Genomic DNA, 22,012 nt, shown 5'->3' on the forward strand with positions numbered 1-22,012 from the left:
CCGTCCGGTTGGGCCGCTCAGGCAAGGCCTGCGGCGGCGGGATCGAAATGGACCTTCGCGTAGCCATCGAGTGACCGATAGTGCAGCGCCGCATCGGCAAGGAACAGGCCGCGCGTGACGCCGCTGACCAGCTTGGGCACGCCGGATTTCAGCCCGGTAATGCCATTGCACACCGGCCCGAGACTGGGCACGGCGCCATTGTTGAAGATGTGGATGTCTTTGAGGAACGGCGCGCTGCCGGGCGTTTTCTCGGTGAATTCAAAGGCCGGGCCCAGATAGGGATAGGCCAGGAGGTCACGGTCAATACTGTCGACCGGCGGGGTGAAGCGGTCTGCCCACAGCGCGATGGAATCGATCAAGCCAGCCAGTTCCCTGCGCTGGCTGATGTCGACGGCATAGCCGGTGCCCAGCAGCAGATGATCGAAGCGATAGCTCTGGCCGCCGGCGGTGAGGGCGATGCTGTCGCCATCCATCGCCGCCGCCTCGAGCGCCGCGCCGCCCACGAAGCGGAAGGCTGGGCTGGCGGTGGCGCGGGTATACATCTCCATGGTCGGCGGCGTCTTGAACGCGAACATGCGGCGCGCGAACTGGTAACGCAGCGCATCATCAAGATCGGCGAAGTGATTGAGGAAGCCTGGGAAGTTGGACCAGTCCAGGATCTCGGTCTGGGGCAGGGTGGGGCTACGCGCCAGCATCGTGACCTCTGCGGCGCCGGCGTCGAGCGCCGCCACGGCCCAGTCAAAGCTAGAGGCTGCCGCGCCGATGACGCCGATGGATTTGCCCGTGAGCCGATCGAGGTCCAGCAGTTCGCCGCTATGCGTCCAACGCTCACGCGGCAGGCTCTTGGCAATCAGCGACGGCACATGCAGCCCGCCGGCGCCCTCGATGCCGGTGGCCAGAACCACCTTGCGGCAGGCCAGCACAGCCGGGCCATCGGGGGTTTCCAGCGTCAGGGCGATGTGGTCGTCGGCCGGGGTGATGGCCATCAGGCGCGTGTCATTGCTGACGGCAATGCCCACCATGCTGCGGAACCAGACCAGGTAGTCCATCCAGGTGCAGCGATCGATCTTGTCCAGAGCGTCCCAGTCGGCGGTGCCGAACATGGCCTCGTGCCAGGCGCGATAGGTGAGCGAGGGTACGCCCAAATCCGGCCCGCTCAGCGTCTTGGGTGAGCGCAGGGTGCGCATGCGGGCCGAGGTGACCCATGGCCCCTCGCGCCCCATGGGTGCGGCGTCGACCACCTGCAGCCGGGATACGCCCTGACGCATCAGACCAAAGGCAATGGCGAGGCCCGAGAGACCCGCGCCGACAATGACCACATCGGTGAGGACGTCACCATTGGCCGTGCGGCGCTCGGGCACCCAAGGGCGCAGCGGCACTTCAATGCTGGCGAGGTCCCGGCGCACCTGCGCCTCAAGGGCGGTCAGGGCCGGCGGGGTCTGGGGTGCTGGATCAGGGGTGGTCATGGTCTAAAGGCTTTCGGCAAAGGCTTTGGCGGCGGCGCCGTGCTCATGGCGCAGCCGGGCGAGATCGATTCCGACGGGCTGGCCGTCTTCGACGGTCCAGCGACCCTGCACCATGACGCGATCGGCATGGTGGGCGCCGCACAGCACCAGGGCCGCCAGCGCATCGCCGGCGCCGGAAAAGCGCAGCTCATCGAGGGTGAAAAAGGCCAGGTCCGCCTGCTTGCCCACGGCAATGCGGCCAATGTCGCTGCGCCCGAGGCAGGCCGCCGAGCCCTCGGTTGCCCAGTTGAGCACGTCCAGATGGGTGATGGCTTCGGCGCCATAGGTCAGCCGGCCCAGCATCAGCGCGTGGCGCAGGCTTTCCATGAGGTTGGAATTGTCATTGGAGGCGGAGCCATCGACGCCCAGCCCGATCTTGCAGCCGGCGGCCTCCAAATCCTTGGTGCGGCAGGTGCCGGAGGCCAGAACCATATTGGACGTCGGGCAATGGCAGATGCCCACGCCGTGCTTGCCCAGGCGGGCGACCTCGGAATCACCGAAATGAATGCCATGGGCCAGCCAGACCCGCTCATTGAGCCAGCCGCATTGCTCGAGGAAATCCACGGCGTCGCAGCCATGTTCGCTGCGCACGAAATCGGCCTCGGCACGGGTTTCCACCAGATGGGTATGGAGGCCACAGCCGGTCTGGGCCGAGAGTCGCGCCGTCTCCACCATCAGCTCGAAGCTGACATCGAAGGGCGCATTGGGGGCCAGCGCCACCTGCAGCATGGCGCCGTCGGAACGGTCGTGGTAGCGGCCGAGGATGCGTTCGCAATCGGCCAGAATAGCATCGGTCTTCTGGATCACCGCGCGCGGGGCCACGGCCTGTTCGCCATCTCCCGCCATCAAATCGAGCGCGCCGCGGGTGAGGGTCATGCGCAGGCCCAGCCGCCCGGCTTCCTCGGCCTGGATATCCATGGCGTCTTCAAGGCCCGGCGTGAAGAGATATTGATGATCCGAGGCGCAGGTGCACCCGGACAGCATCAGTTCGGTCATGGCCAGTTGTGAAGCGGTGCGGAAAGCATCGGGCCGCATGCCGCGCGCCCAAATGGGGTAGAGCGCCTTGATCCAGGGCCAGAGCGACTTGTTGATCGCGGCGGGATGCGCCCGCGTCAGCGTCTGGAACATATGGTGATGTGTATTGACCAGACCGGGGATGACCACATGGCGGCTGGCGTCAAAGCTCCGCGCATAGCGGACGGTGGGAACGGCGTCCGCCGGGACCAGTTCGACGATACGACCATCGCGCACCACCAGACCATTGCTGGCGCCGTCGGCCAGAATGGCCAGCGGCGCTTTGATCCATAGTCCGGCGGCGGTTTCGACCATGAACGGGGTTCCAACTCTGTCTGGAAGAACCATATCCGGCGGCTATGCGTTGTAAAGTGTGTGATTTTGTTATTTTGGCAATTTTGGCCGAATTTCGGGTCTGCCCACTTTTCGTAGGTTGCGGGCCGGTTGCTCCTAGATGCCTGATCTTTAGTCGCTTTCTTGGGAATCATGATTTGTAGAATGAGGAATTTTCAGCGCTTTCAACCAGTGAGGTATCCCGCGGCGTCGGTCGCCGGCGTCTCGTGTCGATTTGCCGAATATTTATGCACCATGCGAATGTTTTGATCTGTTATGTTCAGATGAGTTAGATTTGCTGCTAGAAATGTGAAATTATGTTTGACAGCGCTGTTCTGTCAGATAGCTTTGCTCGCGGTTGTGCAACAATCCCGAAGGGCAGGGTGCAGATGACGAAGATTGCCAATTTCCGACTGTCAAAGACGACAAGTGTTCTGGGCGCCAGCCTGCTGGCGCTGATGGCCACCACGGCCTATGGGCAGGACAAGCCGCTTGAGGGCGTGACGCTGACGCTGGCCTCGCAGAACGACCAGTTCGGCGCAGTGCTGGCCAAGATGGCCCCCGAGTTCAAGGAAGCCACTGGTGCCGATCTCAAGGTCGAGATCATGGACTATGGCACCCTGCTGACCAAGACGACGGCCGACTTTGTAGGTGACACCAAGGGCTATGACCTGGTGACAATGGACATCGTCTGGGCAGGCGCCTATGCCGAGAACCAGTATTCGGTGGACCTGACCGAATGGGTCAAGCGCGATGCCGCCGAGCTGGAACTTGATGACATCTATCCGGTGATCCTGGAATCGCTGGGCCAGTATGACGGCAAGTATGTCGCCTTCCCCTTTGCCGCCTATGCCAATGTGCTGGCCTATCGCAAGGATCTGTTCGAGGCGGCTGGCCTCGACGTCCCCAAGACCATGGAAGAAATGGTCGCCGACGCCAAGACGCTGACCGACCCGGCCAAGAACCAGTATGGCTTTGTTGCCAATGGCCAGATGGGCGCCGCCGTGGCGCAGGACTGGATGCAGTACAACAGCCAGATGGGCGGCTCTATCCTGGATGCCGAAGGCATGCCGGCTCTCAACTCGCCGGAAAACGTCAAGAGCCTGGCCGTCTATAAGGAACTGTTCGCCGACACCGCCCCTCCGGGCGCCATCGAATATGACTGGGGCGGGCGTGAAGAGAGCTTCCGCCAGGGTATCGCCGCGATGATGCAGACCTGGTCTGTTGGCGCGCCGGGCTATTCCGATCCAGCCATTTCCAATGTCGTGGGCAAGGTGGGCATCGCCACTGCGCCGGTCGGCGAGGGTGTTGCGCCCGAATATGGCGTGGGCGGCTGGGGCATGGCCATCAATGCCGACATCGACGCCAAGCAGCAGGAAGCCGCCTGGACCTTCATCAAGTGGCTGGTGTCCAAGCCCATCCACAAGGAGTTCAACCTCGATGGCGCCGGCTCGTTCATGCGCAAGAGCCAGATGACCGATCCGGACCTGCTGGCCAAGTTCGACTTTCTGCCCGTGATCGCCACCACCTATGAAAACGGCAATGGCGATTACCGTCCGCGTATTCCGGAATATCCGGAAATCCAGGACATCCTGGGCTCGGCTGTCAATGCCGTGCTCTCGGGCGCTGTCGAGCCGCAGGCGGCTCTCGATGAAGCGCAGGCCAAGGCCGAAGAGCTTTTCTAGGCAAAACCTGCATGCGTTGTCCCTCGCCACCTCCAGGCGAGGGACATCCTGATCGGACGACCGGCCCCAAGGCCAGGAATTGGACCACCATGAGCCAGACCTCATCCACCGGTGTGCAGCCGCGCACGCAGACACCGCGCCTTGCCTGGCTCTCGCGGCCCCGCAGCTTTACCGACAGCCGCCGGTTCTTCCTGTTCTTCATGGCGGCGCCCGCCGTGCTCTATGTGCTTGTTGTCGGCGTCTGGCCGCTGGCGCAGGGCTTCTGGTACAGCTTTTTCCGCTACAATCTGATCCGCCCGCAGCGCACCAAGTTCATCGGGCTCGACAATTACATCGCCATTTTCGAGGACCGTGGCGCGCGGCAGGCCATTGTCAACACGTTCCAGTTCACCCTCACCAGTGTCGGCCTGCAGCTCTTCTTCGGCTTCTGCCTGGCACTGCTGCTGTGGCGCGATAGCCGCTTCAACCGCATCGCCCTGGCGTTCCTGCTGATCCCCGCGACCATCACGCCGCTGGTGGTTGGCCTGATCTACAAGGCGCTGCTGGGCGCCGACTATGGCCTGATCGGCTATTACCTGGCCAATGCCGGCATCGGGCCGCGCACCGGATTGCTCACCGACGCCGGCACGGCGCTCTGGGTGCTGATCCTGATCGATTGCTGGGAGTGGACGCCGCTGATGGCGCTGATCCTGCTCGCCGGGCTCAAATCCCTGCCGACCGATGTGCTCGAAGCCAGTCGCGCCGATGGCGCCACCGCCTGGCAGCGCTTCACCCTGATCGTGCTGCCGCTGATGCTGCCATCGATCTTCCTGGCACTGGTGCTGCGCACCATGGACGCCTTCCGTGTGTTTGACTCGGTGTTCGTGACGACCGGTGGCGGGCCCAATGACGCCACCAACACGCTCATGGTGCTGGCGGTGAAGGAGGGGCTGCAGTTCTTCAACATCGGCTATGCCTCGGCCATCGGCAACATCACCATTCTCTTCATCGCCTGCATGGCCGCCGTGCTGCTGCTGGTGGTGCGTCGCGCCGACGTGCGCATCAACGGGAAATAGCGCCATGGCCCAGGTTTCCGGACGACAGGTCTTTGCCGAGCGGACAGCGGTTCTGCTCATCACCATAGTCATGCTGCTGCCGGTGGTGTGGTTGATCACCACGGCCTACAAGCCTTCCAACCAGATTTTCTCGATCCCGCCGCGGCTCGACTTCCAGCCGACGCTGGATCAGTTCCGCAATATCTTCGGCTATTTCGACGTGGTCTCGTTGCTGCGCTCGTCAGTGGCGATCAGCTTGGGGACGACCGTACTGTCGCTCTTGCTGGGCGTACCCTCCGGCTATGCTCTTGCCCGGTCGCGGTCGCGCTATGCCACCGGCTTTGCCTATTTCTTCCTCGCCATCCGCATGGTGCCGGCGATTGCCTCGCTGATCCCGTTCTACCTGATGATGCGCGACATTGGTCTGCTGGGCAGCTGGTGGGCGGTGGTCATCATCAACACCATGCTCAACTGCGCCTTTGTCACCTGGATGATGTTCTCCTATTTCCGCGCCCTGCCGCGGGACATGGAAGAGGCCGCGCTGACCGATGGCTGCACACAATTGGGCGCCTTCTTCAAGGTGGCGGTGCCGGCGGCGCGCTCGGGCATCATTGCCTGCGTGCTGTTCTGCGTGATGTTCTCCTGGAACGACTTTTTGTACCCCATGTTCCTGACCACGCTGGATTCCAAGCCGCTGTCGGTGGCCCTGCTGACCGCCTATGGCACCAAGGACATCACCTGGGGCTCGCTCGGCGCCCTGGCGCATTTCTCCACCATTCCCATCGTCCTGATGGCGCTGTTCCTGAACCGCTATTTCGTTCAGGGCGCCACCAACGGCGTGCAGTAGGAGGCCATCGCAATGGCGCAAATCTCGTTCCGCAATGTGTTCAAGAGCTACGAGGGCGGCCACACCGCCGTGCGCGACCTGAACCTGGATATCGCCGATGGCGAGTTCATGGTGCTGGTCGGTCCCTCCGGCTGCGGCAAGACCACGGCGCTGCGTATGATCGCGGGGCTGGAGGATATTTCGGGCGGCGAACTGCTGATCAATGGCGAGCGCGCCAATGATTTGGCGCCGCGCGACCGTAACATCGCCATGGTGTTCCAGAGCTATGCGCTCTATCCGCACCTGACTGTGGCCGACAATATCGGCTTTGGCCTCAAGGTGCGCGGCATGTCGCGCGACGAGATTGCCGCCAAGGTGAAAAAGACCGCCGAACTGCTTGAGCTCACCGATTATCTCGAGCGCAAGCCGGCCAAGCTGTCGGGCGGCCAGCGCCAGCGCGTCGCCATGGGCCGGGCCCTAGTGCGCTCGCCCAATGCCTTTTTGATGGATGAGCCGCTGTCCAATCTCGACGCGCGGCTGCGCGGACAGATGCGCGCCGAAATCGCCAAGCTGCAACGGATGAGCGCCGTGACCACCGTCTATGTGACGCATGACCAGGTGGAGGCCATGACCATGGGCCACCGCGTGGCGGTGATGAACAAGGGCGCGCTCCAGCAACTCGATACGCCGCGCAATCTCTATGACCATCCGGTCAACCTCTTTGTCGCCAGCTTCATCGGCTCGCCGCCGATCAACTTCTTCGAGGGGATGGTGGGGCAGGCGGACGGCGCTGCAGTGGTCAAGCTGGGTAGCTTCATACTGCCGCTGGGCGCCTTTGGCGCGAGGGCGGCAGCCTATCAGGATCGCAAGGTGATCGTCGGTATTCGCCCCGAGGCGCTAAAGCTGACCGAGGCGGCGGGCGGCCCGGGCACGATTTCGGCGCGCACGGCCTTTGTCGAGGATCTCGGCGCGACGCTTCTGGTGCAGCTCGATGTCGAAGCGGCCAATCTGGTCCATGCCAGCGTCGCCGAGGAAGAGGATGACCTCAAGGCCATCCGCCCGCGCATGCGGGCCATGATCGATGGCGTGCTGGCCATCGCGCCGGGCGATGTGCTGAGCTTCAGCGTCGACCCCGGTGCCATTCACCTGTTCGATGCCGATACCGGCATGGCTTTGTAGTCATGGCGGTCTTGACGTCGTCTTGGCCGTCTTTGCGGCCGTTGGACATCCGGCGCACGGCGCTGGTGATCATCGACATGCAGGTCGATTTCTGTGCTCCCGGCGGCTGGGTCGACCAGTTGGGCGAGGATGTGTCCAACACCCGGGCGGTGATCGGCCCCATCAGCGAGGCGCTGGCAGCCGCCCGTGCTGCCGGCATGGTGGTGGTCCACACCCGCGAAGGCCACAAGGCCGACCTCGCCGACCTGCCGCTCAACAAACAATGGCGCACGCGGGCGCATGGGCTGGGCATTGGCGACATGGGCGCCAGCGGCCGCATCCTGGTGCAGGGTGAACCCGGCTGGCAGATCATCCCCGAACTCACCCCGCTGCCAGGGGAGATCGTCATCGACAAGCCTGGTAAATCCTCCTTCCATGCCACGGACCTCGAGGACCAGTTGCGGGCGCTGGAGATCACCTGCCTGGTGGTGACCGGCGTGACCTCGGACTGCTGCGTGCAATCCACGATCCGTGACGGCTTCGAGCGCGGATTCGAATGCGTGCTGCTGGCCGATTGCACGGCCGCAGTGGAGACAGACAACCACCTGGCCACACTCGACATTCTCAGCGCCTTCGGCGGCCGTTGGGGCAAGATCTCTGACAGGTTTGCCTTTCAGCAGGCCGTTTCTGGCGGCGGCAAGGGCGCATGATGGTACCTCCGGAGCCGGGACTGTCCTACAAGAGTGTCGCAGCGAACCCATACGCCTGGCCGTTTGACGGACAATGGTCCAGCGCGGACACCGCGCTGCTGCTGCTTGGCCTGCAACAATGCGCGGTCGACGCCCTGCAGGCCCGCGAGGCCGTGCTGGCGGCGCGCGACCTGCTGCTGCTGGCCCATGAGCATGGCATTGCCATCTATGTAGCGCGACGCGAGGCGCGACCGGAGAAATTGGCGTCGGATGACCATGTGGCGCCGGCGGCCTGGCAATGGGCGCGCGACATTGCGCTGCCCGAGGATGCGCACATTATCACCCACGCTGGCGACAATGCCTTTTACCAGACCGGGCTTGAGAACAGTCTTCGCTCTGCGGGCATCCGTAACCTGCTGATTGCCGGCCTGCCCACCGACGGGTTGGTTCACGCCACCCAGCGCACGGCCAATGACATGGGCTTTGAGTGCCTGGCCATTGCCGATGCCTGTGCCGGCACCACCCCGGCCCGCCATGCCGCACAACTGCGCATCACCACTTTTGGCAATGGCCTGTTCGGGGCCGTTGCCGACCTGGCCGCCGTGCGGGCGGCCCTGACCCCATCGTAAGGACGTCCCATGCCCAATGCTTCCTGGTCACCCACAAGCGGCAGCCTCGACCTCACCACCTTGACCGAGGCCTATGCCACCGGGGCGCTGACCCCGACGCAGGTGATCTCGGCCATCTACGATCGCATCGATGCGCGCGGGGAGGACCATGTGTGGATCCATCTGGTGTCGCGCGCGGATGCGCTGGCCGCCGCGGCGGCGCTGGAGGCCGAGGGCTATGACGGTCGACCGCTCTGGGGCATTCCCTTTTCCGTCAAGGATTGCAACGACATCATCGGCCTGCCCACCACCAATGCGCTACCCGAAGGCGCTTATGTGGCGGACAGTTCCGGACAGGCTATCACCCGCCTGTTCGATGCCGGCGCCATCCTGATCGGCAAGACCAATATGGATCAGTTCGGTATCGGCCTCGTCGGCATGCGCACGCCCTATGGCGCCTGTTCCTCGGTGTTCAACCCCGACTATATCTCGGGCGGCTCCAGCTCTGGCTCGGCCGTGTCGGTGGCAGCCGGGTTGGCAAGCTTCTCCATTGCCAACGACGCCGCGGGCTCCGGGCGCGTGCCCGCCGCTTTCAACAATATTGTGGGCATCAAGCCGACGCCGGGGCTGGTGAGTAATGCCTGTGTCTCGGGTGGCGGCTGCGTCAAGACCATCGAGACGCTGTCGGTGTTTGCGCTGACCGTCGAGGACGGCATGGCTGTGACCCGTTTGATTGCCGGGTATGACCCCAGCTATCCCTTTTCCAGGCCGGAAGCAGACGATGTGCCGCTGGTGCCCGTCCCGCCACCGGCGGCCTTCAAATTCGGCATCCCGAAGGGAGATGCGCTGCGGTTCTTTGGCGATGCCGAGGCCGAACGTCTGTTTGGCGAGGCGGTCGCCCGGGCTGAGGCCATGGGCGGGACAGCGGTGCCGGTGGATTTCACGCCCTTCGAGGAAACCCAGCGCATTCTCTATGAGGGCCCCTGGATTTCCGAGCGCGCCCTGAGCCTGGACGCCGTGCTGGCCCGGCACGGCGAGGCCATCCATCCCGTCACCCGGCAGATCCTTTCCAAGTCCGGCGGGTTCACGGCGCTCGACACGTTCGCGGCCATCCACCGCATCGCCGAGCTCAAGCGGGACACGCGGGCTGTGTGGGACGAGATCGCCGTGCTGATGGTACCCACCACGCCCACCATCTATTCCAAGGCCGAGATTGCCGCCGACCCCATCGCGCTGAATGCTCGGCTGGGCATCTATACCAATTTCGTCAATCTGATGGGCCTGTGCGGCGTCGCCGTGCCGAACGGTTTCCGCGCCGATGGCCTGCCGCAAGGCGTGACCTTCCTGGCGCCCGGCTTTGCCGAGGCCCGAGCCGCCGGCATTGCCGCGGCCTTCCACCGTCGGACCGGGCTGAACCTGGGCGCCTTTGACAATCCCTATCCAGGCGAGACGGCAAACGATGTCTTGCCGGCCGGCTATCGCGCGCTGGCCGTTGTGGGCGCCCATATGAGTGGCATGCCGCTCAATGTCGAACTGGTCGAACGCGGCGGTATCCTGCTGAGGAAGGCGCGCACCAGCCCCGACTATCGCCTGTTTGCCCTGAGCACCACGCCGCCCAAGCCGGGCCTGGTGCGCAGTTCTGGCGAGGGTGGATCGATTGACCTCGAAATCTGGGCGCTGCCGCTCGCCGGCTTTGGCGACTTCATCGACCGCATCCCCGCTCCGCTGGGCGTGGGCAAGGTGACGCTCGATGACGGCAGCCAGGTGACTGGTTTTCTTTGTGAGGCGGCCGCCGTCGAAGGGCAGGAGGACATTACCCGCTTTGCCGGCTGGCGCGCCTATCGCGCGGCGTGACGCGACACGGGCAGGGCGCCATGGCTAGTCGGCCATGGCGTGGGCGCGTTCGAGGGCCTTCTCTTCTTCGGTCTGCGGCCGGGCGGCTTTTTTGGGGCCGCGCATCAGCAGGATCAGCGGCACGACGGCCAGGCTCAGCAGCAGCATCAACCAGAAATCGTCGAGATAGCTCAGCATCGCCGCCTGCTGGGTGACCATGCCATTGACGATGGCGGTGATTTGCGGATTGCCCACCAACAGGCCTGGCATCTGGTTGACTACGGCCTGCGAAGTAGCGGTGATCCGCGCAGCCAGCTCGGCATGGTTGACCTGCATCATGCTCGACAGCACGGCCGTGACCACCGAAATGCCCACGCCCTGGCCCATGTTGCGCACCAGGGCAAACATGGAGGTGGCGTCACCCCGGAAGCGGGGGGCGATGGTGGCAAAGGCCATGGTCGAGAGCGGCACGAAGAGGAACCCCATACCAAAGCCCTGCAGCATGCCGGTGGTGACCACCGGCCAATAGTCCATCTGCAGGCTGAACTTGGTCATTTCATAGAGCGAGAACGCCATGCAGACCACGCCGAACATCATCATGATGCGCGCGTCGACCTTGCCGCTCAGCCGGCCCACGATCATCATAGATATCAGGGTCGCGACGCCGCGCGGCGCCATGATGACGCTGGAAAAGATCACCGGATAACCCATCAGCGACTGCAGCAGCGGTGGCAGCAGGGCCAGGCCCGAGAACAGCGTGATGCCCACCACGAACATCATCACCGACGCCAGCATGAAGTTGAGGTCTTTGAAGATGCGGATGTCGATGAATGGATTTTCGTCGGTCAGGCAATGGATGATGAAGACCCACAGGCCGGCGATGACCAGGCCCAGCTCGATCCAGGTTTCGGTCGAGGCAAACCAGAAATTGTCGGCGCCACGGTCGAGCATCAGTTGCAGCGAGCCCACGCTGAGCGCCAGCATGCCGAAGCCGAAAAAGTCGAAGCGCCGGATCTTGATCTCGGTACGCGGCATGAAGGTGAAAAGCATCACCACGGCCGCCACGCCCACTGGCAGGTTGATCAGGAACACCCAGCGCCAGTCAAAACTCTCGGTGAGCCAGCCGCCCAGGGTCGGCCCGATGATCGGGGCCACCATGATGCCCATGCCATAGATGGCCATGGCCTGGCCGATCTTTTCCCTGGGATTGATATTGAGCAGCACGGTCTGCGCCAGCGGCGCGATGACGGCGCCGAACAGGCCCTGCATCACGCGGAACAGCACCATTTCGGGCAGGCTCGTGGCAATGCCGCACAGCGCCGAGGCGACGGTGAAGCCGATGACGGCGATCAGGAACAGCCGTTTCTGGCCCAGCCGGTCGGCCAGCCAGCCGGTGAGCGGCGTGGCGATGGCAGCAGCCACGATATAGGAGGTCAGGACCCAGGTGATCTCGTTCTGCGCTGCGCCCAGCGAGGCCGCCATATGGGGCAGGGCCACATTGGCAATGGTGGTATCGAGCACCTGCATGATGGTGGCCAGCATCAGCGCCGCGGTCAGCAGCGTCTTGTTCTTGACCACGATGGCGGGGGGCGAAAGCGTCTGGGGAGTCGTGCTGGCCATGAGGGCCTCCAAAGGGGGAGCGTGCCCGGGCTGAGCCCGGGCGCGCCGCTTACAGCCCGCGCAGCTTGTCCAGCGTCGAGCGGCCGGTATCGACCGTGACGGTGGCGCTCATGCCGGTGCGCAGCACTTCGCCATTCTCGCCATCCAGCGCGATGCGGACAGGCACGCGTTGCACCACCTTGACCCAGTTGCCGGTGGCGTTCTGGGCAGGGATGAGGGCAAATTCGGAGCCGGTAGCGGCGCTGAAGCTGTCAACGCGGCCATGCAGCGGTTCGGAATAGGCATCGAGGCGGATGTCCACCGGCTGGCCCACCTTGAGCTCGGCCAGCTGGGTTTCCTTGAAATTGGCCTGAACCCAGGTGTCCTCGGTTTCAACCAATGCGGCGATCATGGCGCCGGCCGCGATGAACTGCCCGACATTCAGGCTCGACACATTGGAGACAATGCCGTCTGCCGGAGCGACCACTGTGGTCTTGTCGAGATTGCGCTGCGCCTGTTCGACGGCGGCGAGCGCAGCCAGAACCATGGGATGGTCGTCGGTGTTGATGCCGGCGTCGCCCGCCAAGGCTGCGGTTGCGGCGGCCAATTGCTGGTTTGCCAGGTCGACAGCGGTCTGTGCCTGCTGCAGGGCGAGCCTGGAATCATCGAGTGAAGAACTGGCACTAACACCCTGGCTGACAAGGCTTGTGGTGCGGTCGAATGCCGATTGACGGATGGCCAGTGTCGCCTCTGCAGCCTGCAACTGCGCCTTGGCAGTACCGACGCTGACCTTGAGCTGCTCGACATTGACGCGGGCAGAGGCCAAAGCCGCCTGCGCCTGGCTGAGCGCGATCTTGAACGGCGTCGCGTCGATGACGAATAGCACGTCGCCGGCCTTGACCACCTGATTGTCCGCCACGCGCACGTCGGAGACGCGGCCCGAGACATCGGCGCTCAGCGACAGCTTGGCCTGCTGCACATAGGCATTGTCGGTCTCTTCATAACGGCCACCGGTGAGCCAGAACCAGCCGCCGCCCGCCAACAGCAACAGCGGCACGCCGGCCATCAGTGCCAGGCGCCGGCCGCCGCTCTTGCGCTTGGGCGCAGCTTCTGGCGCTGCAGCAGGGGCAACATCGGCTTCGACTGCGGGTGCGGGCGACACGGGGCGTAGCTTGGTTTCGGGGGCGGCTTGGGCCTGGGTGGGCGGCGTAACGCGTGCGTTCATGTCAGGAGGCTTTCCCTGTCTCGGCAATATCTTGGCTGGATGAAATCAAATTGGCGCGGACATGGGCCAGATGCTGGCCCAGGGCCGTGAGGTCGTCCGGACTGAGACCCCGAATGGCTTGTTCGAATACGGTGGTGCCGATGGCACTGGTCTGCTTGACCAGCGCCTGGCCGGAGGCTGTCAACCGGGTGAGCTTGGCGCGGCTATCCTCGGGGTGAACAAAGCGCTCGATCAATCCGCGCTTTTCCAGCCGGTCTAGGATGCCGCTGAGCGTCATCGCGTCGATCTCGAGATGAGCTGAGAGGGCAACCTGGGTGATGCTGTCCTGCTTCTGGATCGTGCTGAGCGCCTTCCACTGCGGCAGGGTGACGCCAAACGGCTTGGCTTCATCCTCGAAGCGGCGGCGCAGCAGGCGCGACACGTCTGCCATCAGCGTACCAACGGCCCGTTCCTGTTCACCGAGTTCAGTCATCCGCATTCCATATGTGCACTTATTATATGTGCGCATATAGTAAGTGCGCTTTGTAAGTCAACGCCGTGGCAGCATGGCTTCCATGCCGCCTGCACACAGCCCTAACGCGCAATGAAAATGGCGCGCCACAAGGGCGCGCCATTAAAAGCAATCGGGGGTGGGGGATCAGCGCAGCCGCTTGCCATCGGCGTCGATGATCACTTCACCATCTTCCTTGGTGAAGGGCCCGATGTCAGGGTTTTCCAGAATGTCGAGCACCACTTCGGACGGGCGGCACAGGCGCGTGCCGATGGGCGTTTCGACAAAGGGGCGATTGAGCAGAATCGGGTGCTCGGCAATCGCCGCCAGCAGGGCGTCGTCGCTGACCGCCGGATCATCCAGGCCCAGTTCGAGATAGGGCGTATCCTTCTTGCGCAACGCGTCGCGCAGGCTCATGCCGGCGGCCTGGACCAACTCCATGATGCGGGCGCTGCTCGGTGGCGTCCTAAGATACTCAATCACGACCGGCTCGACGCCGGACTGGCGGATCATGGCCAGCGTGTTGCGCGAGGTGCCGCACTCGGGATTGTGATAGATGGTGACGCTCATGGCGCGGACCTCGTTGCAGGATTGCGTTTGACGGCAGCGCCGGCCTCGTACCAGCCGCGCGAACGGTTGACGATATAGACCACCGACAGCATGACCGGCACTTCGACCAGCACGCCGACTACGGTGGCCAGCGCGGCACCGGAGTTGAAACCGAAGAGGCTAATGGCGGCGGCGACGGCCAGTTCGAAGAAATTGGAGGCCCCGATCAGCGCCGAGGGGCCAGCCACGCAATGCTGCTCGCCGCTGATGCGGTTGAGCAGATAGGCCAGGCCGGAGTTGAAATAGACCTGGATCAGGATGGGCACGGCCAGCAGCAGGATGACCAGCGGCTGCGCGATGATCTGTTCACCCTGGAACCCGAACAGCATGACCAGGGTCAGCAGCAGCGCGGCGATCGAAACCGGCTGCAGCACAGCGAGCACGCGAGTCATGGCCTCCGGACCGCCCGATGCCAGCAGCCAGCGGCGCAGCAGCTGAGCCGCAATCACCGGCACCACGATATAGAGCCCGACCGACAGCATCAGCGTGTCCCAGGGGACAGTGATGGCCGAGAGGCCGAGCAGAAGGCCGACCAGCGGGGCAAAGGCCACGATCATGATGGCGTCATTGAGCGCCACCTGGCTGAGGGTGAAATGCGGCTCGCCCTTGGTGAGGTTGGACCAGACAAACACCATGGCGGTGCAGGGCGCAGCGGCCAGGATAATCAGCCCGGCGATATAGCTGTCGATCTGCCCGGCGGGCAGATAGGGGCGGAACAGCCAGCCAATGAACAACCAGCCCAGCAGCGCCATCGAGAAGGGCTTGACCGCCCAGTTGATGAACAGCGTTACCCCGATGCCGCGCCAATGGCTGCCGACATGGCGCAGGCTGGCGAAATCGATGCGCAGCAGCATCGGTATGATCATCAGCCAGATCAGCACCGCCATGGGCAGGTTGACCTTGGCGTATTCCAGCGCCCCGACAGTCTGGAACAGGCCGGGCAGGAAATGGCCTGCGGCAATGCCCGCGACAATGCACAGGGCCACCCAAAGGGTGAGGTAACGTTCAAAGATGGACATGGGAACCTTTTGGGATGGAGCGGTCAGGCAGGGCTTGAGGACTTGGCCGTCGCGCCATCCATGGCGCCAATTCCCTGTAGCTTTGTATTGAGCGCCAGACGGTCGAGGCTCGCCAGCGGCAGGTTGACGAAGGCGGCGATGCGATTGCGCAGGAAGCGCAGCGTGTCCTCAAAGGCCGCCCGCTGCTTGAACTCGGGCCCGGATACGGCGGCGGGATCCTCAAGGCCCCAATGGGCCGTCATCGGGTGGCCAGGCCAAACGGGGCAAGCCTCGCCCGCGGCGTTGTCGCAGACGGTGAAGATGAAATCCATCTGCGGCGCGCCGGGCAGGGCGAACTCGTCCCAGGCCTTGGAGCGCAGGCCCTCGGTGGAGATGCCAGCCTTTTCCAGCACCTCAAGGCTCATCGGATGCACCGCGCCCTTGGGCGTGGAGCCGGCCGAGAAGCCGCGAAAGCGCCCCTGGCCGACATGGTTGAGCAGGGCCTCGCCCAGGATGGAGCGGGCCGAATTGCCCGTGCACAGAAACAGGACATTGTAGACGCGGTCAGACATGGCTCGATTCCTTGGGAGCACAGCAGGGGGTGAATTCGGCGATCAGCGGCTGGCACAGTTCGGGGCGACCGCCGCAGCAGTCCTGCACCAGAAAGCTGGTGATCTCGCGCACGCGCTCGATGACCGCGCGATAGACGATCGACCGGCTCTGCCGCTCGGCCTCGACCAGTCCGGCACGGGCCAGAATGGCCAGATGGGTGGAAAGCGTGTTCTGCGGAATCTCGAGCTGGCGCGCGATGTCGCCGGCGGCGAGCCCGGCGGGCTCATGCGCCATCAGCAGGCGCAGCGTCTCCAGCCGTGTCGGCTGTGACAAGGCGGTAAAGACAGCGATCGCATCTGTTGTTTCCATATTTCGAGAATAGTCGATATATCGAGCGCGTCAAGATGGATCGTCGACCGGGCAGGTGAGGATGCTGGCCTAGTCCGCCAGTCCGCTTTCGGTTCTAGGGGGCGCGGGTCTGATCGGTGCTGGTGCCCCAGCGCACCACGCAGTCGACAATGCGTCGGTCCGTGCGCGCACCACGCGGCAGCTCGATCTGCTCGACCAGGGCCGCGCTGACTTCGCCCTGCGGGGCCATGATGGTCGTGATTGAGTGCGAGTCCCAGGCTGCCAGCGCCACGCCATCATGGCCGACGATCGCCACATCCTGCGGCACGCGCAGCCCCAGCACGGCCGCGGCATCCCGCCCGCCAATGGCCATCACGTCGTTGGCGCAGACCAAGACGTCCGGTCGCATGCGGCGGAGCAGCAGGGCGCTCTCCTTGAAGCCGGATTCATAGGAATAGTCGCCGTGCTCGACCACCTGGAACGACAGACCATGCTGCTGCAGGGCCTGCGAGAACCAGTTCTGCCGCCGCTTGTCGATGTGACTGGAGGCGCGGCCGGAGAGGTAGACAAAGCGGTGCCGACCCTGTCGCACCAGATGATCGACGACCTGCTGGGTCGCCGCAGACGCATCCAGCCGCACCTCGAACAGGTCGCGTCCGTCCAGCGGCTCTGATGAGGCGATGATCGGGATGGCCGAGCGGAAGATGCGAACCGCATCATCGATGGAGACCGCGTCGGAATGCAGCACGACGTGATCAACCTGATAGGTCGAGGCGATCCGCATCAGCAGGCCGCGGTCATTGTGGTTGGCGCAGCACAGCACCAGGGGCATGCGCTCCTTTTCCTGCAGCAGGTGGATCAGCTCATCAAGGCCCTCGCCCTCTGCGGGATTGGCCACGGTATTGTAGACGAGCGCGACCAGGCGCGACTGCTTGTTGTTGAGCGATCGCGCCATGGAATTGGGCCGAAAGCCGTATTCGTCCGCCAGCGCCAGGATGCGCGCGCGCGTTTCGGGCTTCATGCTTGAGTCGGCCGAAAAGGCGCGCGAGACCGTGGCTGAAGACACTCCAGCCAGCTTTGCCAGCTCAACGGACGTCAGACTCTTCTTGGGCATTGGTCCTGCTTGGTCGGATCGGGTTCCCGACCCTATACCGAAACAGGCTCTCCGTCGCGAGAGGAGGACAGCTTAATCGCGTCCCACAGCCGGGCAAAACGCAGTCCATTGGCAACTGTGGAGGGATTGCTCATGCGCCCGTCGCGCACCGCCTGGAAGGTCTGCATCGGCGTATCGCGGATCTCGCTCTCATCGCGCGGCTCCGCGACGCCATTGATGGTGACTTCGCGCCACTTGCCCCAGGCGTCGATGCGCACAATCGCTTTGGTGTAGAAAAAGGTGATGGCGGAGGCGCAGCCGGGCGGGCCGTCGCCCGCGGCATTGAAGGTCACCAGTGCGCCATTGCCCAGACGGGCGGCAACAGCGGTCACCAGATCGACCTTGAGGCCACGATTGGTGGCGAAGGCCGACAGCCGTTCGAACTCCGAATCGGCCAGCACGCAGACCGTGTTCATCATGTGGGCGCCGGTGTCGAACATGAAGCCGCCGCCCGAGATTTCCGGCATCTGCTTCCATTGGCCGGCATAGGCCCGGGCCCAGCCTTCCCAGATGGAAGCATTGACGCTGACGAGGTCGCCGAAATCGCCGCGACGCGCTCGATCCTTGGTGTCATGCACCAGGGGCGACAGGCCGCCCTGGAAGGCGATGACGACCGTGCGCCCGGTGCGCTTTTCGGCCTCGGCCAGCGCGAGCGCCTCCGGAACTGTTGTCACCATCGGCTTTTCCAGCAGCAGGTCGTAGCCCGCCTCGATGACGGCCAGGGCATTGGCACCATGGAAGGCATGAGGGGTGGAGACATAGACCGCGTCCATCTGCCCGGCCATGGCCTTGAGCATGGCATCGGCGTCCGGATACTCCGCCGGGCGCGGCGCGCCCGCAGCCTCGCAGGTATCGCCGAAACGCTGCCTCGAGACCGGGCTGACCTCTGCCGTTGCGACGATGCGCACATCCTCCATGGCCGCCCAGCCCTTGGCATAATCCGCCGCCTTGAGCCCGGCCCCGATGACCCCCAAACGCAAAACCATGACACGACCCCTCTGAAATTGGGTCACGTGTACATGATCGTTTGATCGCTCGTAAACGGCAAAATGCTCCAGAAATGCCGAAATCTGGAGAAATGGAAGAAATGTTCGATTTCGACTTGCCGACAAAATGTAAGCGTGTACATTTGCCTCCGTCACATAGAGAGACAGGGCGGCCCAGGCCGCCAAAGGGAGGAAATTGTGAATAGATTTATCGTAGGTGGCCTTGCGGCCATCGCCGTGAGCCTGCTCGCCGGTACGGCAAATGCCGAGACCCTGCGCATCGCCTTGCACGGCCAGGCTGGTATCGACGCCTTTGCCCCGACCGCTGCACGCATCGAGGCCAACCTGGGCGTGGATGTGGAGATCGTCGAGTATCCGGCGCCCGATGGCGAATACCTGACCAAGCTGCTGACCGAGCTGGCCGCGGGCAATGGTCCGGACCTGTTCTCGATCCCCAGCGCCGCTGGCGTTGCCGACATGGTGGCCGCGGGCTATCTGGCGCCCGTTGGTGCCGATCTCGCCGCCTGGCCGCCCTATGCCGACTTTGTCGACGTGGCCAAGAAGCTGGCTGTCAGCCCCGATGGCGAGACCTACGTCATGCCCTATATCCTGGGCATCCAGCAGATCTACTTCCGCCGCGACGTGCTCGAGGCCGCTGGCATTTCGACCGAACAGCCCAAGACCTGGGCGGAACTGCTCGATCGCGCCAAGGAAATCAAGGAAAAGACCGGTGCCTATGGCCTGTTGTTCCCCGCGGGCACCAGCTGGGGCGGCGGCGCCTTCGATGAAGGCTTCTCGCACCTGATCATTGGCTCCTCGACCCCGCAGCTGGTCACCGATGATGGCAAGTTCGACCTCAACAGCCAGGGCGTGCGCGATGTCTTCCAGTTCTACAAGGACCTGATCGACGCCGACCTGATGCCGGTTGACCCGCTGCTCGGGCCTGAGCCCTGGGTGATCCCCAAGTACGAGATGTTCCCGGCGGGCGAGCTGGCCGCCACCACCTGCGGCTCCTGGTGCTACATCTTCGATTGGGGCCGCGAGAGCCGGAACCCGATCCCCGACGTCATCAACGCCGTCGGCACCTGGGCTGACCCGGGCCAGGAGGGCGGGGAGTTCGTGCTCGCCAACCTCGGCGCGCCGTGGGCTGTCAACGCCAAGGCCGCAAACCTCGAGCTGGCCAAGAAGGCCCTGCTGGAAACCGGCTCGATCGAAAACCAGATCGAGACTGCGACCCGCATCGGCAATATCCCGGCCAGCAACGCCGTCCAGGCCGATCCGCGCTTCCAGGCGCTGACCGAACTGGTGCCGATCCAGGCGGCGGCCAATAACGGCACCTACCTCAAGCAGGCCAACGGCATGTCCGTGGTTTCCGACGGTGTGGCTCGCGCCACCGAGGCGCTGCTGCGCAAGGAAGTCGACGCTGCCGGTGCCCAGGCCATCCTGGTGGACCATGTGCGCCAGACGCTGGGTGACGAGGCCGTAAAGTAGCCCGCACCAGGCTCCAGCCGGACAACGAGACGCGGCAGTAACAAGCCGCGTCTCTCCTTTCCCAGTCCCCAACCCTGGCAGAGACATGGTCACCGACGCATTCCAGAAGCGCAAGGAGAGGCAGCTGCTATGGCTGCTGCTGCCAGCACTTCTGCCGATCCTAATCCTCACGATCTATCCAGCGGTCTATGCCATCTACCTGAGCATGACCAATGAAGCGCTCACCGGCGTCGCCGCGGCCAAGCCGCGCTTCCTCGGCGTCGCCAACTATCTGCGGCTGTTCTCGGATGGTCGCTTCTGGAACTCACTGTTCGTGACGGTGGTGTTCGTGGTGGGGTCGGCCATTATCGGCCAGTTCGTGCTCGGCTTCATTTCGGCAGTCGCCCTGCGGCGCAAGGTCGTGGGGGCGCCGGTGTTCGGCGCGGCCATCCTGCTGCCCAATGCGGCGCCGGAAGTTGTCGCCGGCTTTATGTGGATTTCGATGCTGGCGGGGGGCGAATACTCCACTCTGAGCCGCATCATGATGGCGCTTGGTCTGCCGTGGGTGGACTGGCTCAACACCTTCCCGCTGTTCATGGTGGTCATGGTCAACACCTGGCGGGGCATCGGCACGGCCATGATCCTGCTGACCGCCGGCTTGGCGGCCGTCCCCGCCGAAGTCTATGAGGCCGCGCGCATGGATGGCGCCAATCCGCGCCAGACCTTCATGCGCATCACTCTCCCACTCATGGCGCCGACGATCTTCCTCTACATGCTGATCTCGACCGTATCGACCATCTCGGTGTTCGGTCTGGTCTATGCGTTAACGCGTGGCGGGCCCGGCAACAAGACCGAGGTCATCAGCGTCTACATCTACAACCAATCGTTCACGGCCTTCCAGATCGGCTATGGCGCTGCCGGTGCCGTGGTGGCGCTGGTCGTCACGCTGGCCCTGGGCATCGGCTATGTACGCTCACTCAAGGTGCAGGTCTGATGGCTGCTATCGCCGACAAGCGCTCCGGCGCGTACACATTCCTCGCCTATGTCACGCTGGTGATCATCTCGATCTTCTGCCTGCTGCCCTTCGTCTGGATGGCCCTGGCTTCGGTCGACACCAATGCCAAGCTGTTCCTCAAATGGCCCGATGGCATCACCTTCGAGCACTACACCAAGGTGTTTGCCGAAGAGAATGGCGTGCGCTGGTTCGCCAACTCGCTGTTCACCGTCCTGAGCGCCACCGTTCTGGTGATGATCATCTCGGGGCTGGGCGGCTATGCGCTCTCGCGCTCGCGGGCCTGGTGGAAGCAGCCCTTTCTCTACGCCATCCTGCTGATCCGCGTGCTGCCCTCCACGGCGCTTCTGGTGCCGCTCTACAAGGTGCTGCTCACCGCCAACATCGGCCTGGGCAACATGCTGCGCCCCATCACCGGGGAGTACTACCGCACGGTCATGCAGTGGTTCGGCTTCATCGACGGCTATCTGGGTTTGATCGTCGTGCTGGCCACCGGCCAGCTGCCCCTGGCACTGTGGATCATGAAGATATTCTTCGACGGCGTGCCCAAGGACTATGAGGAAGCGGCCATTCTTGATGGTGCCACGCTGGTCCAGCGCATCCATCGCGTGCTGATCCCCCTGGCCTTGCCCGGCCTGGCGGCCGCGGGCCTGTTCACCTTCATGTCGGCCTGGGGCGACTTCCTCCTCCCGCTGATCCTGTTGTCCTCGCCAGAGCTGCAGACCCTCCCTATCGGCCTGTTCCGCGCTTTCCTGCGTGTCAACGAGATCGACTACGGGCTGCTGGCCGCACTGGCCACCATCTACCTCATCCCGGCCGTCATCGCCTTCAGCTTTGCGCGACGGTTCCTTGTTCAAACCTTCTCCGGCGGCGTCAAAGGCTAAC

General features: G+C 63.9%; 21 protein-coding genes. 10 read left to right on the forward strand and 11 right to left on the reverse strand.

From position 1 onward, the window contains the following. Positions 1-17: 17 nt before the first annotated feature. On the reverse strand, positions 18-1,466 hold the full coding sequence (locus K1177_RS04335) for an FAD/NAD(P)-binding protein (RefSeq protein WP_224702095.1): 1,449 nt from the start codon (positions 1,464-1,466) through the stop codon (positions 18-20). A 3-nt stretch (positions 1,467-1,469) separates the two neighbouring features. Continuing rightward, complete coding sequence (locus tag K1177_RS04340; RefSeq protein WP_224702096.1) at positions 1,470-2,834, reverse strand: 8-oxoguanine deaminase; 1,365 nt, start codon at positions 2,832-2,834, stop codon at positions 1,470-1,472. 476 nt (positions 2,835-3,310) lie between these two features. On the opposite strand from K1177_RS04340, the gene K1177_RS04345 reads away from it, so the two are divergent. From K1177_RS04345 to atzF, 7 genes are all read left to right on the forward strand, one after another. Next, positions 3,311-4,537: an ABC transporter substrate-binding protein gene (locus tag K1177_RS04345; protein ID WP_396120135.1), complete on the forward strand. Its 1,227-nt coding sequence runs from the start codon at positions 3,311-3,313 to the stop codon at positions 4,535-4,537. Between the two features lie 200 nt (positions 4,538-4,737). After that, positions 4,738-5,592: a carbohydrate ABC transporter permease gene (locus tag K1177_RS04350; protein WP_224703688.1), complete on the forward strand. Its 855-nt coding sequence runs from the start codon at positions 4,738-4,740 to the stop codon at positions 5,590-5,592. 4 nt (positions 5,593-5,596) lie between these two features. Further along, positions 5,597-6,418: a carbohydrate ABC transporter permease gene (locus tag K1177_RS04355; protein ID WP_224702098.1), complete on the forward strand. Its 822-nt coding sequence runs from the start codon at positions 5,597-5,599 to the stop codon at positions 6,416-6,418. Between the two features lie 12 nt (positions 6,419-6,430). Further along, on the forward strand, positions 6,431-7,576 hold the full coding sequence (locus K1177_RS04360; RefSeq protein WP_224702099.1) for an ABC transporter ATP-binding protein: 1,146 nt from the start codon (positions 6,431-6,433) through the stop codon (positions 7,574-7,576). Positions 7,577-7,578: 2 nt separating this feature from the next. After that, positions 7,579-8,265, forward strand: coding sequence for a cysteine hydrolase family protein (locus K1177_RS04365; protein WP_396119421.1), 687 nt, complete (start codon positions 7,579-7,581; stop codon positions 8,263-8,265). Then, positions 8,262-8,873, forward strand: coding sequence for an isochorismatase family protein (locus K1177_RS04370; RefSeq protein ID WP_224702101.1), 612 nt, complete (start codon positions 8,262-8,264; stop codon positions 8,871-8,873). The genes K1177_RS04365 and K1177_RS04370 overlap by 4 nt, the downstream gene beginning before the upstream one ends. A 9-nt stretch (positions 8,874-8,882) precedes the next feature. Then, positions 8,883-10,706, forward strand: a complete 1,824-nt coding sequence (atzF, locus tag K1177_RS04375; protein ID WP_224702102.1) for an allophanate hydrolase — start codon at positions 8,883-8,885, stop codon at positions 10,704-10,706. Positions 10,707-10,730: 24 nt separating this feature from the next. Here atzF and K1177_RS04380 read toward each other — a convergent pair whose 3' ends face one another. From K1177_RS04380 to K1177_RS04420, 9 genes are all read right to left on the reverse strand, one after another. After that, the gene (locus tag K1177_RS04380) at positions 10,731-12,305 is read right to left on the reverse strand and encodes a DHA2 family efflux MFS transporter permease subunit (protein WP_224702103.1); all 1,575 of its coding nucleotides are present in this window, start codon (positions 12,303-12,305) and stop codon (positions 10,731-10,733) included. A gap of 49 nt (positions 12,306-12,354) precedes the next feature. Then, positions 12,355-13,509, reverse strand: a complete 1,155-nt coding sequence (locus K1177_RS04385) for an HlyD family secretion protein (RefSeq protein ID WP_224702104.1) — start codon at positions 13,507-13,509, stop codon at positions 12,355-12,357. Between the two features lies 1 nt (position 13,510). Then, positions 13,511-13,981 carry a MarR family winged helix-turn-helix transcriptional regulator gene (locus tag K1177_RS04390; RefSeq protein WP_224702105.1) on the reverse strand — a complete coding sequence of 157 codons (471 nt, stop codon included), beginning with the start codon at positions 13,979-13,981 and terminating at the stop codon, positions 13,511-13,513. Between the two features lie 165 nt (positions 13,982-14,146). After that, positions 14,147-14,569 (reverse strand): arsenate reductase (glutaredoxin), encoded by a 423-nt coding sequence (gene arsC, locus K1177_RS04395; RefSeq protein WP_224702106.1) that lies wholly within the window; start codon positions 14,567-14,569, stop codon positions 14,147-14,149. Then, entirely contained in the window at positions 14,566-15,627 is a 1,062-nt protein-coding gene (arsB, locus tag K1177_RS04400) for an ACR3 family arsenite efflux transporter (RefSeq protein ID WP_224702107.1), read from the reverse strand. The genes arsC and arsB overlap by 4 nt, the downstream gene beginning before the upstream one ends. A 23-nt stretch (positions 15,628-15,650) precedes the next feature. Beyond that, a complete protein-coding gene (locus tag K1177_RS04405; protein WP_224702108.1) occupies positions 15,651-16,178 on the reverse strand; it encodes an arsenate reductase ArsC in 528 nt (175 codons plus the stop codon). After that, positions 16,171-16,527: an ArsR/SmtB family transcription factor gene (locus K1177_RS04410; protein ID WP_224702109.1), complete on the reverse strand. Its 357-nt coding sequence runs from the start codon at positions 16,525-16,527 to the stop codon at positions 16,171-16,173. The genes K1177_RS04405 and K1177_RS04410 overlap by 8 nt, the downstream gene beginning before the upstream one ends. 94 nt (positions 16,528-16,621) lie before the next feature. Then, positions 16,622-17,620: a LacI family DNA-binding transcriptional regulator gene (locus K1177_RS04415; RefSeq protein WP_224702110.1), complete on the reverse strand. Its 999-nt coding sequence runs from the start codon at positions 17,618-17,620 to the stop codon at positions 16,622-16,624. A 32-nt stretch (positions 17,621-17,652) separates the two neighbouring features. Next, positions 17,653-18,645 carry a Gfo/Idh/MocA family protein gene (locus tag K1177_RS04420; RefSeq protein ID WP_224702111.1) on the reverse strand — a complete coding sequence of 331 codons (993 nt, stop codon included), beginning with the start codon at positions 18,643-18,645 and terminating at the stop codon, positions 17,653-17,655. Positions 18,646-18,843: 198 nt separating this feature from the next. On the opposite strand from K1177_RS04420, the gene K1177_RS04425 reads away from it, so the two are divergent. From K1177_RS04425 to K1177_RS04435, 3 genes are all read left to right on the forward strand, one after another. Next, positions 18,844-20,136 carry an ABC transporter substrate-binding protein gene (locus K1177_RS04425; RefSeq protein ID WP_224702112.1) on the forward strand — a complete coding sequence of 431 codons (1,293 nt, stop codon included), beginning with the start codon at positions 18,844-18,846 and terminating at the stop codon, positions 20,134-20,136. 85 nt (positions 20,137-20,221) lie between these two features. Further along, entirely contained in the window at positions 20,222-21,109 is an 888-nt protein-coding gene (locus K1177_RS04430) for a carbohydrate ABC transporter permease (RefSeq protein WP_224702113.1), read from the forward strand. Beyond that, the gene (locus K1177_RS04435; protein ID WP_224702114.1) at positions 21,109-22,011 is read left to right on the forward strand and encodes a carbohydrate ABC transporter permease; all 903 of its coding nucleotides are present in this window, start codon (positions 21,109-21,111) and stop codon (positions 22,009-22,011) included. Before K1177_RS04430 ends, K1177_RS04435 begins: the two co-directional genes overlap by 1 nt. Position 22,012 lies beyond the last annotated feature (1 nt).

The organism is Devosia aquimaris, assembly GCF_020169335.1.
In the GTDB taxonomy this organism is placed as follows: Bacteria; Pseudomonadota; Alphaproteobacteria; order Rhizobiales; family Devosiaceae; genus Devosia; species Devosia aquimaris.

Excerpts from the sequence above, each read along its gene's own strand:
- K1177_RS04335 (WP_224702095.1), bottom strand. The coding sequence starts at position 1,466 with ATGACCACCCCTGATCCAGCACCCCAGACCCCGCCGGCCCTGACCGCC.
- K1177_RS04340 (WP_224702096.1), bottom strand. The coding sequence starts at position 2,834 with ATGGTCGAAACCGCCGCCGGACTATGGATCAAAGCGCCGCTGGCCATT.
- K1177_RS04345 (WP_396120135.1), top strand. The coding sequence starts at position 3,311 with ATGGCCACCACGGCCTATGGGCAGGACAAGCCGCTTGAGGGCGTGACG.
- K1177_RS04350 (WP_224703688.1), top strand. The coding sequence starts at position 4,738 with ATGGCGGCGCCCGCCGTGCTCTATGTGCTTGTTGTCGGCGTCTGGCCG.
- K1177_RS04355 (WP_224702098.1), top strand. The coding sequence starts at position 5,597 with ATGGCCCAGGTTTCCGGACGACAGGTCTTTGCCGAGCGGACAGCGGTT.
- K1177_RS04360 (WP_224702099.1), top strand. The coding sequence starts at position 6,431 with ATGGCGCAAATCTCGTTCCGCAATGTGTTCAAGAGCTACGAGGGCGGC.
- K1177_RS04365 (WP_396119421.1), top strand. The coding sequence starts at position 7,579 with ATGGCGGTCTTGACGTCGTCTTGGCCGTCTTTGCGGCCGTTGGACATC.
- K1177_RS04370 (WP_224702101.1), top strand. The coding sequence starts at position 8,262 with ATGATGGTACCTCCGGAGCCGGGACTGTCCTACAAGAGTGTCGCAGCG.
- atzF (WP_224702102.1), top strand. The coding sequence starts at position 8,883 with ATGCCCAATGCTTCCTGGTCACCCACAAGCGGCAGCCTCGACCTCACC.
- K1177_RS04380 (WP_224702103.1), bottom strand. The coding sequence starts at position 12,305 with ATGGCCAGCACGACTCCCCAGACGCTTTCGCCCCCCGCCATCGTGGTC.
- K1177_RS04385 (WP_224702104.1), bottom strand. The coding sequence starts at position 13,509 with ATGAACGCACGCGTTACGCCGCCCACCCAGGCCCAAGCCGCCCCCGAA.
- K1177_RS04390 (WP_224702105.1), bottom strand. The coding sequence starts at position 13,981 with ATGACTGAACTCGGTGAACAGGAACGGGCCGTTGGTACGCTGATGGCA.
- arsC (WP_224702106.1), bottom strand. The coding sequence starts at position 14,569 with ATGAGCGTCACCATCTATCACAATCCCGAGTGCGGCACCTCGCGCAAC.
- arsB (WP_224702107.1), bottom strand. The coding sequence starts at position 15,627 with ATGTCCATCTTTGAACGTTACCTCACCCTTTGGGTGGCCCTGTGCATT.
- K1177_RS04405 (WP_224702108.1), bottom strand. The coding sequence starts at position 16,178 with ATGTCTGACCGCGTCTACAATGTCCTGTTTCTGTGCACGGGCAATTCG.
- K1177_RS04410 (WP_224702109.1), bottom strand. The coding sequence starts at position 16,527 with ATGGAAACAACAGATGCGATCGCTGTCTTTACCGCCTTGTCACAGCCG.
- K1177_RS04415 (WP_224702110.1), bottom strand. The coding sequence starts at position 17,620 with ATGCCCAAGAAGAGTCTGACGTCCGTTGAGCTGGCAAAGCTGGCTGGA.
- K1177_RS04420 (WP_224702111.1), bottom strand. The coding sequence starts at position 18,645 with ATGGTTTTGCGTTTGGGGGTCATCGGGGCCGGGCTCAAGGCGGCGGAT.
- K1177_RS04430 (WP_224702113.1), top strand. The coding sequence starts at position 20,222 with ATGGTCACCGACGCATTCCAGAAGCGCAAGGAGAGGCAGCTGCTATGG.
- K1177_RS04435 (WP_224702114.1), top strand. The coding sequence starts at position 21,109 with ATGGCTGCTATCGCCGACAAGCGCTCCGGCGCGTACACATTCCTCGCC.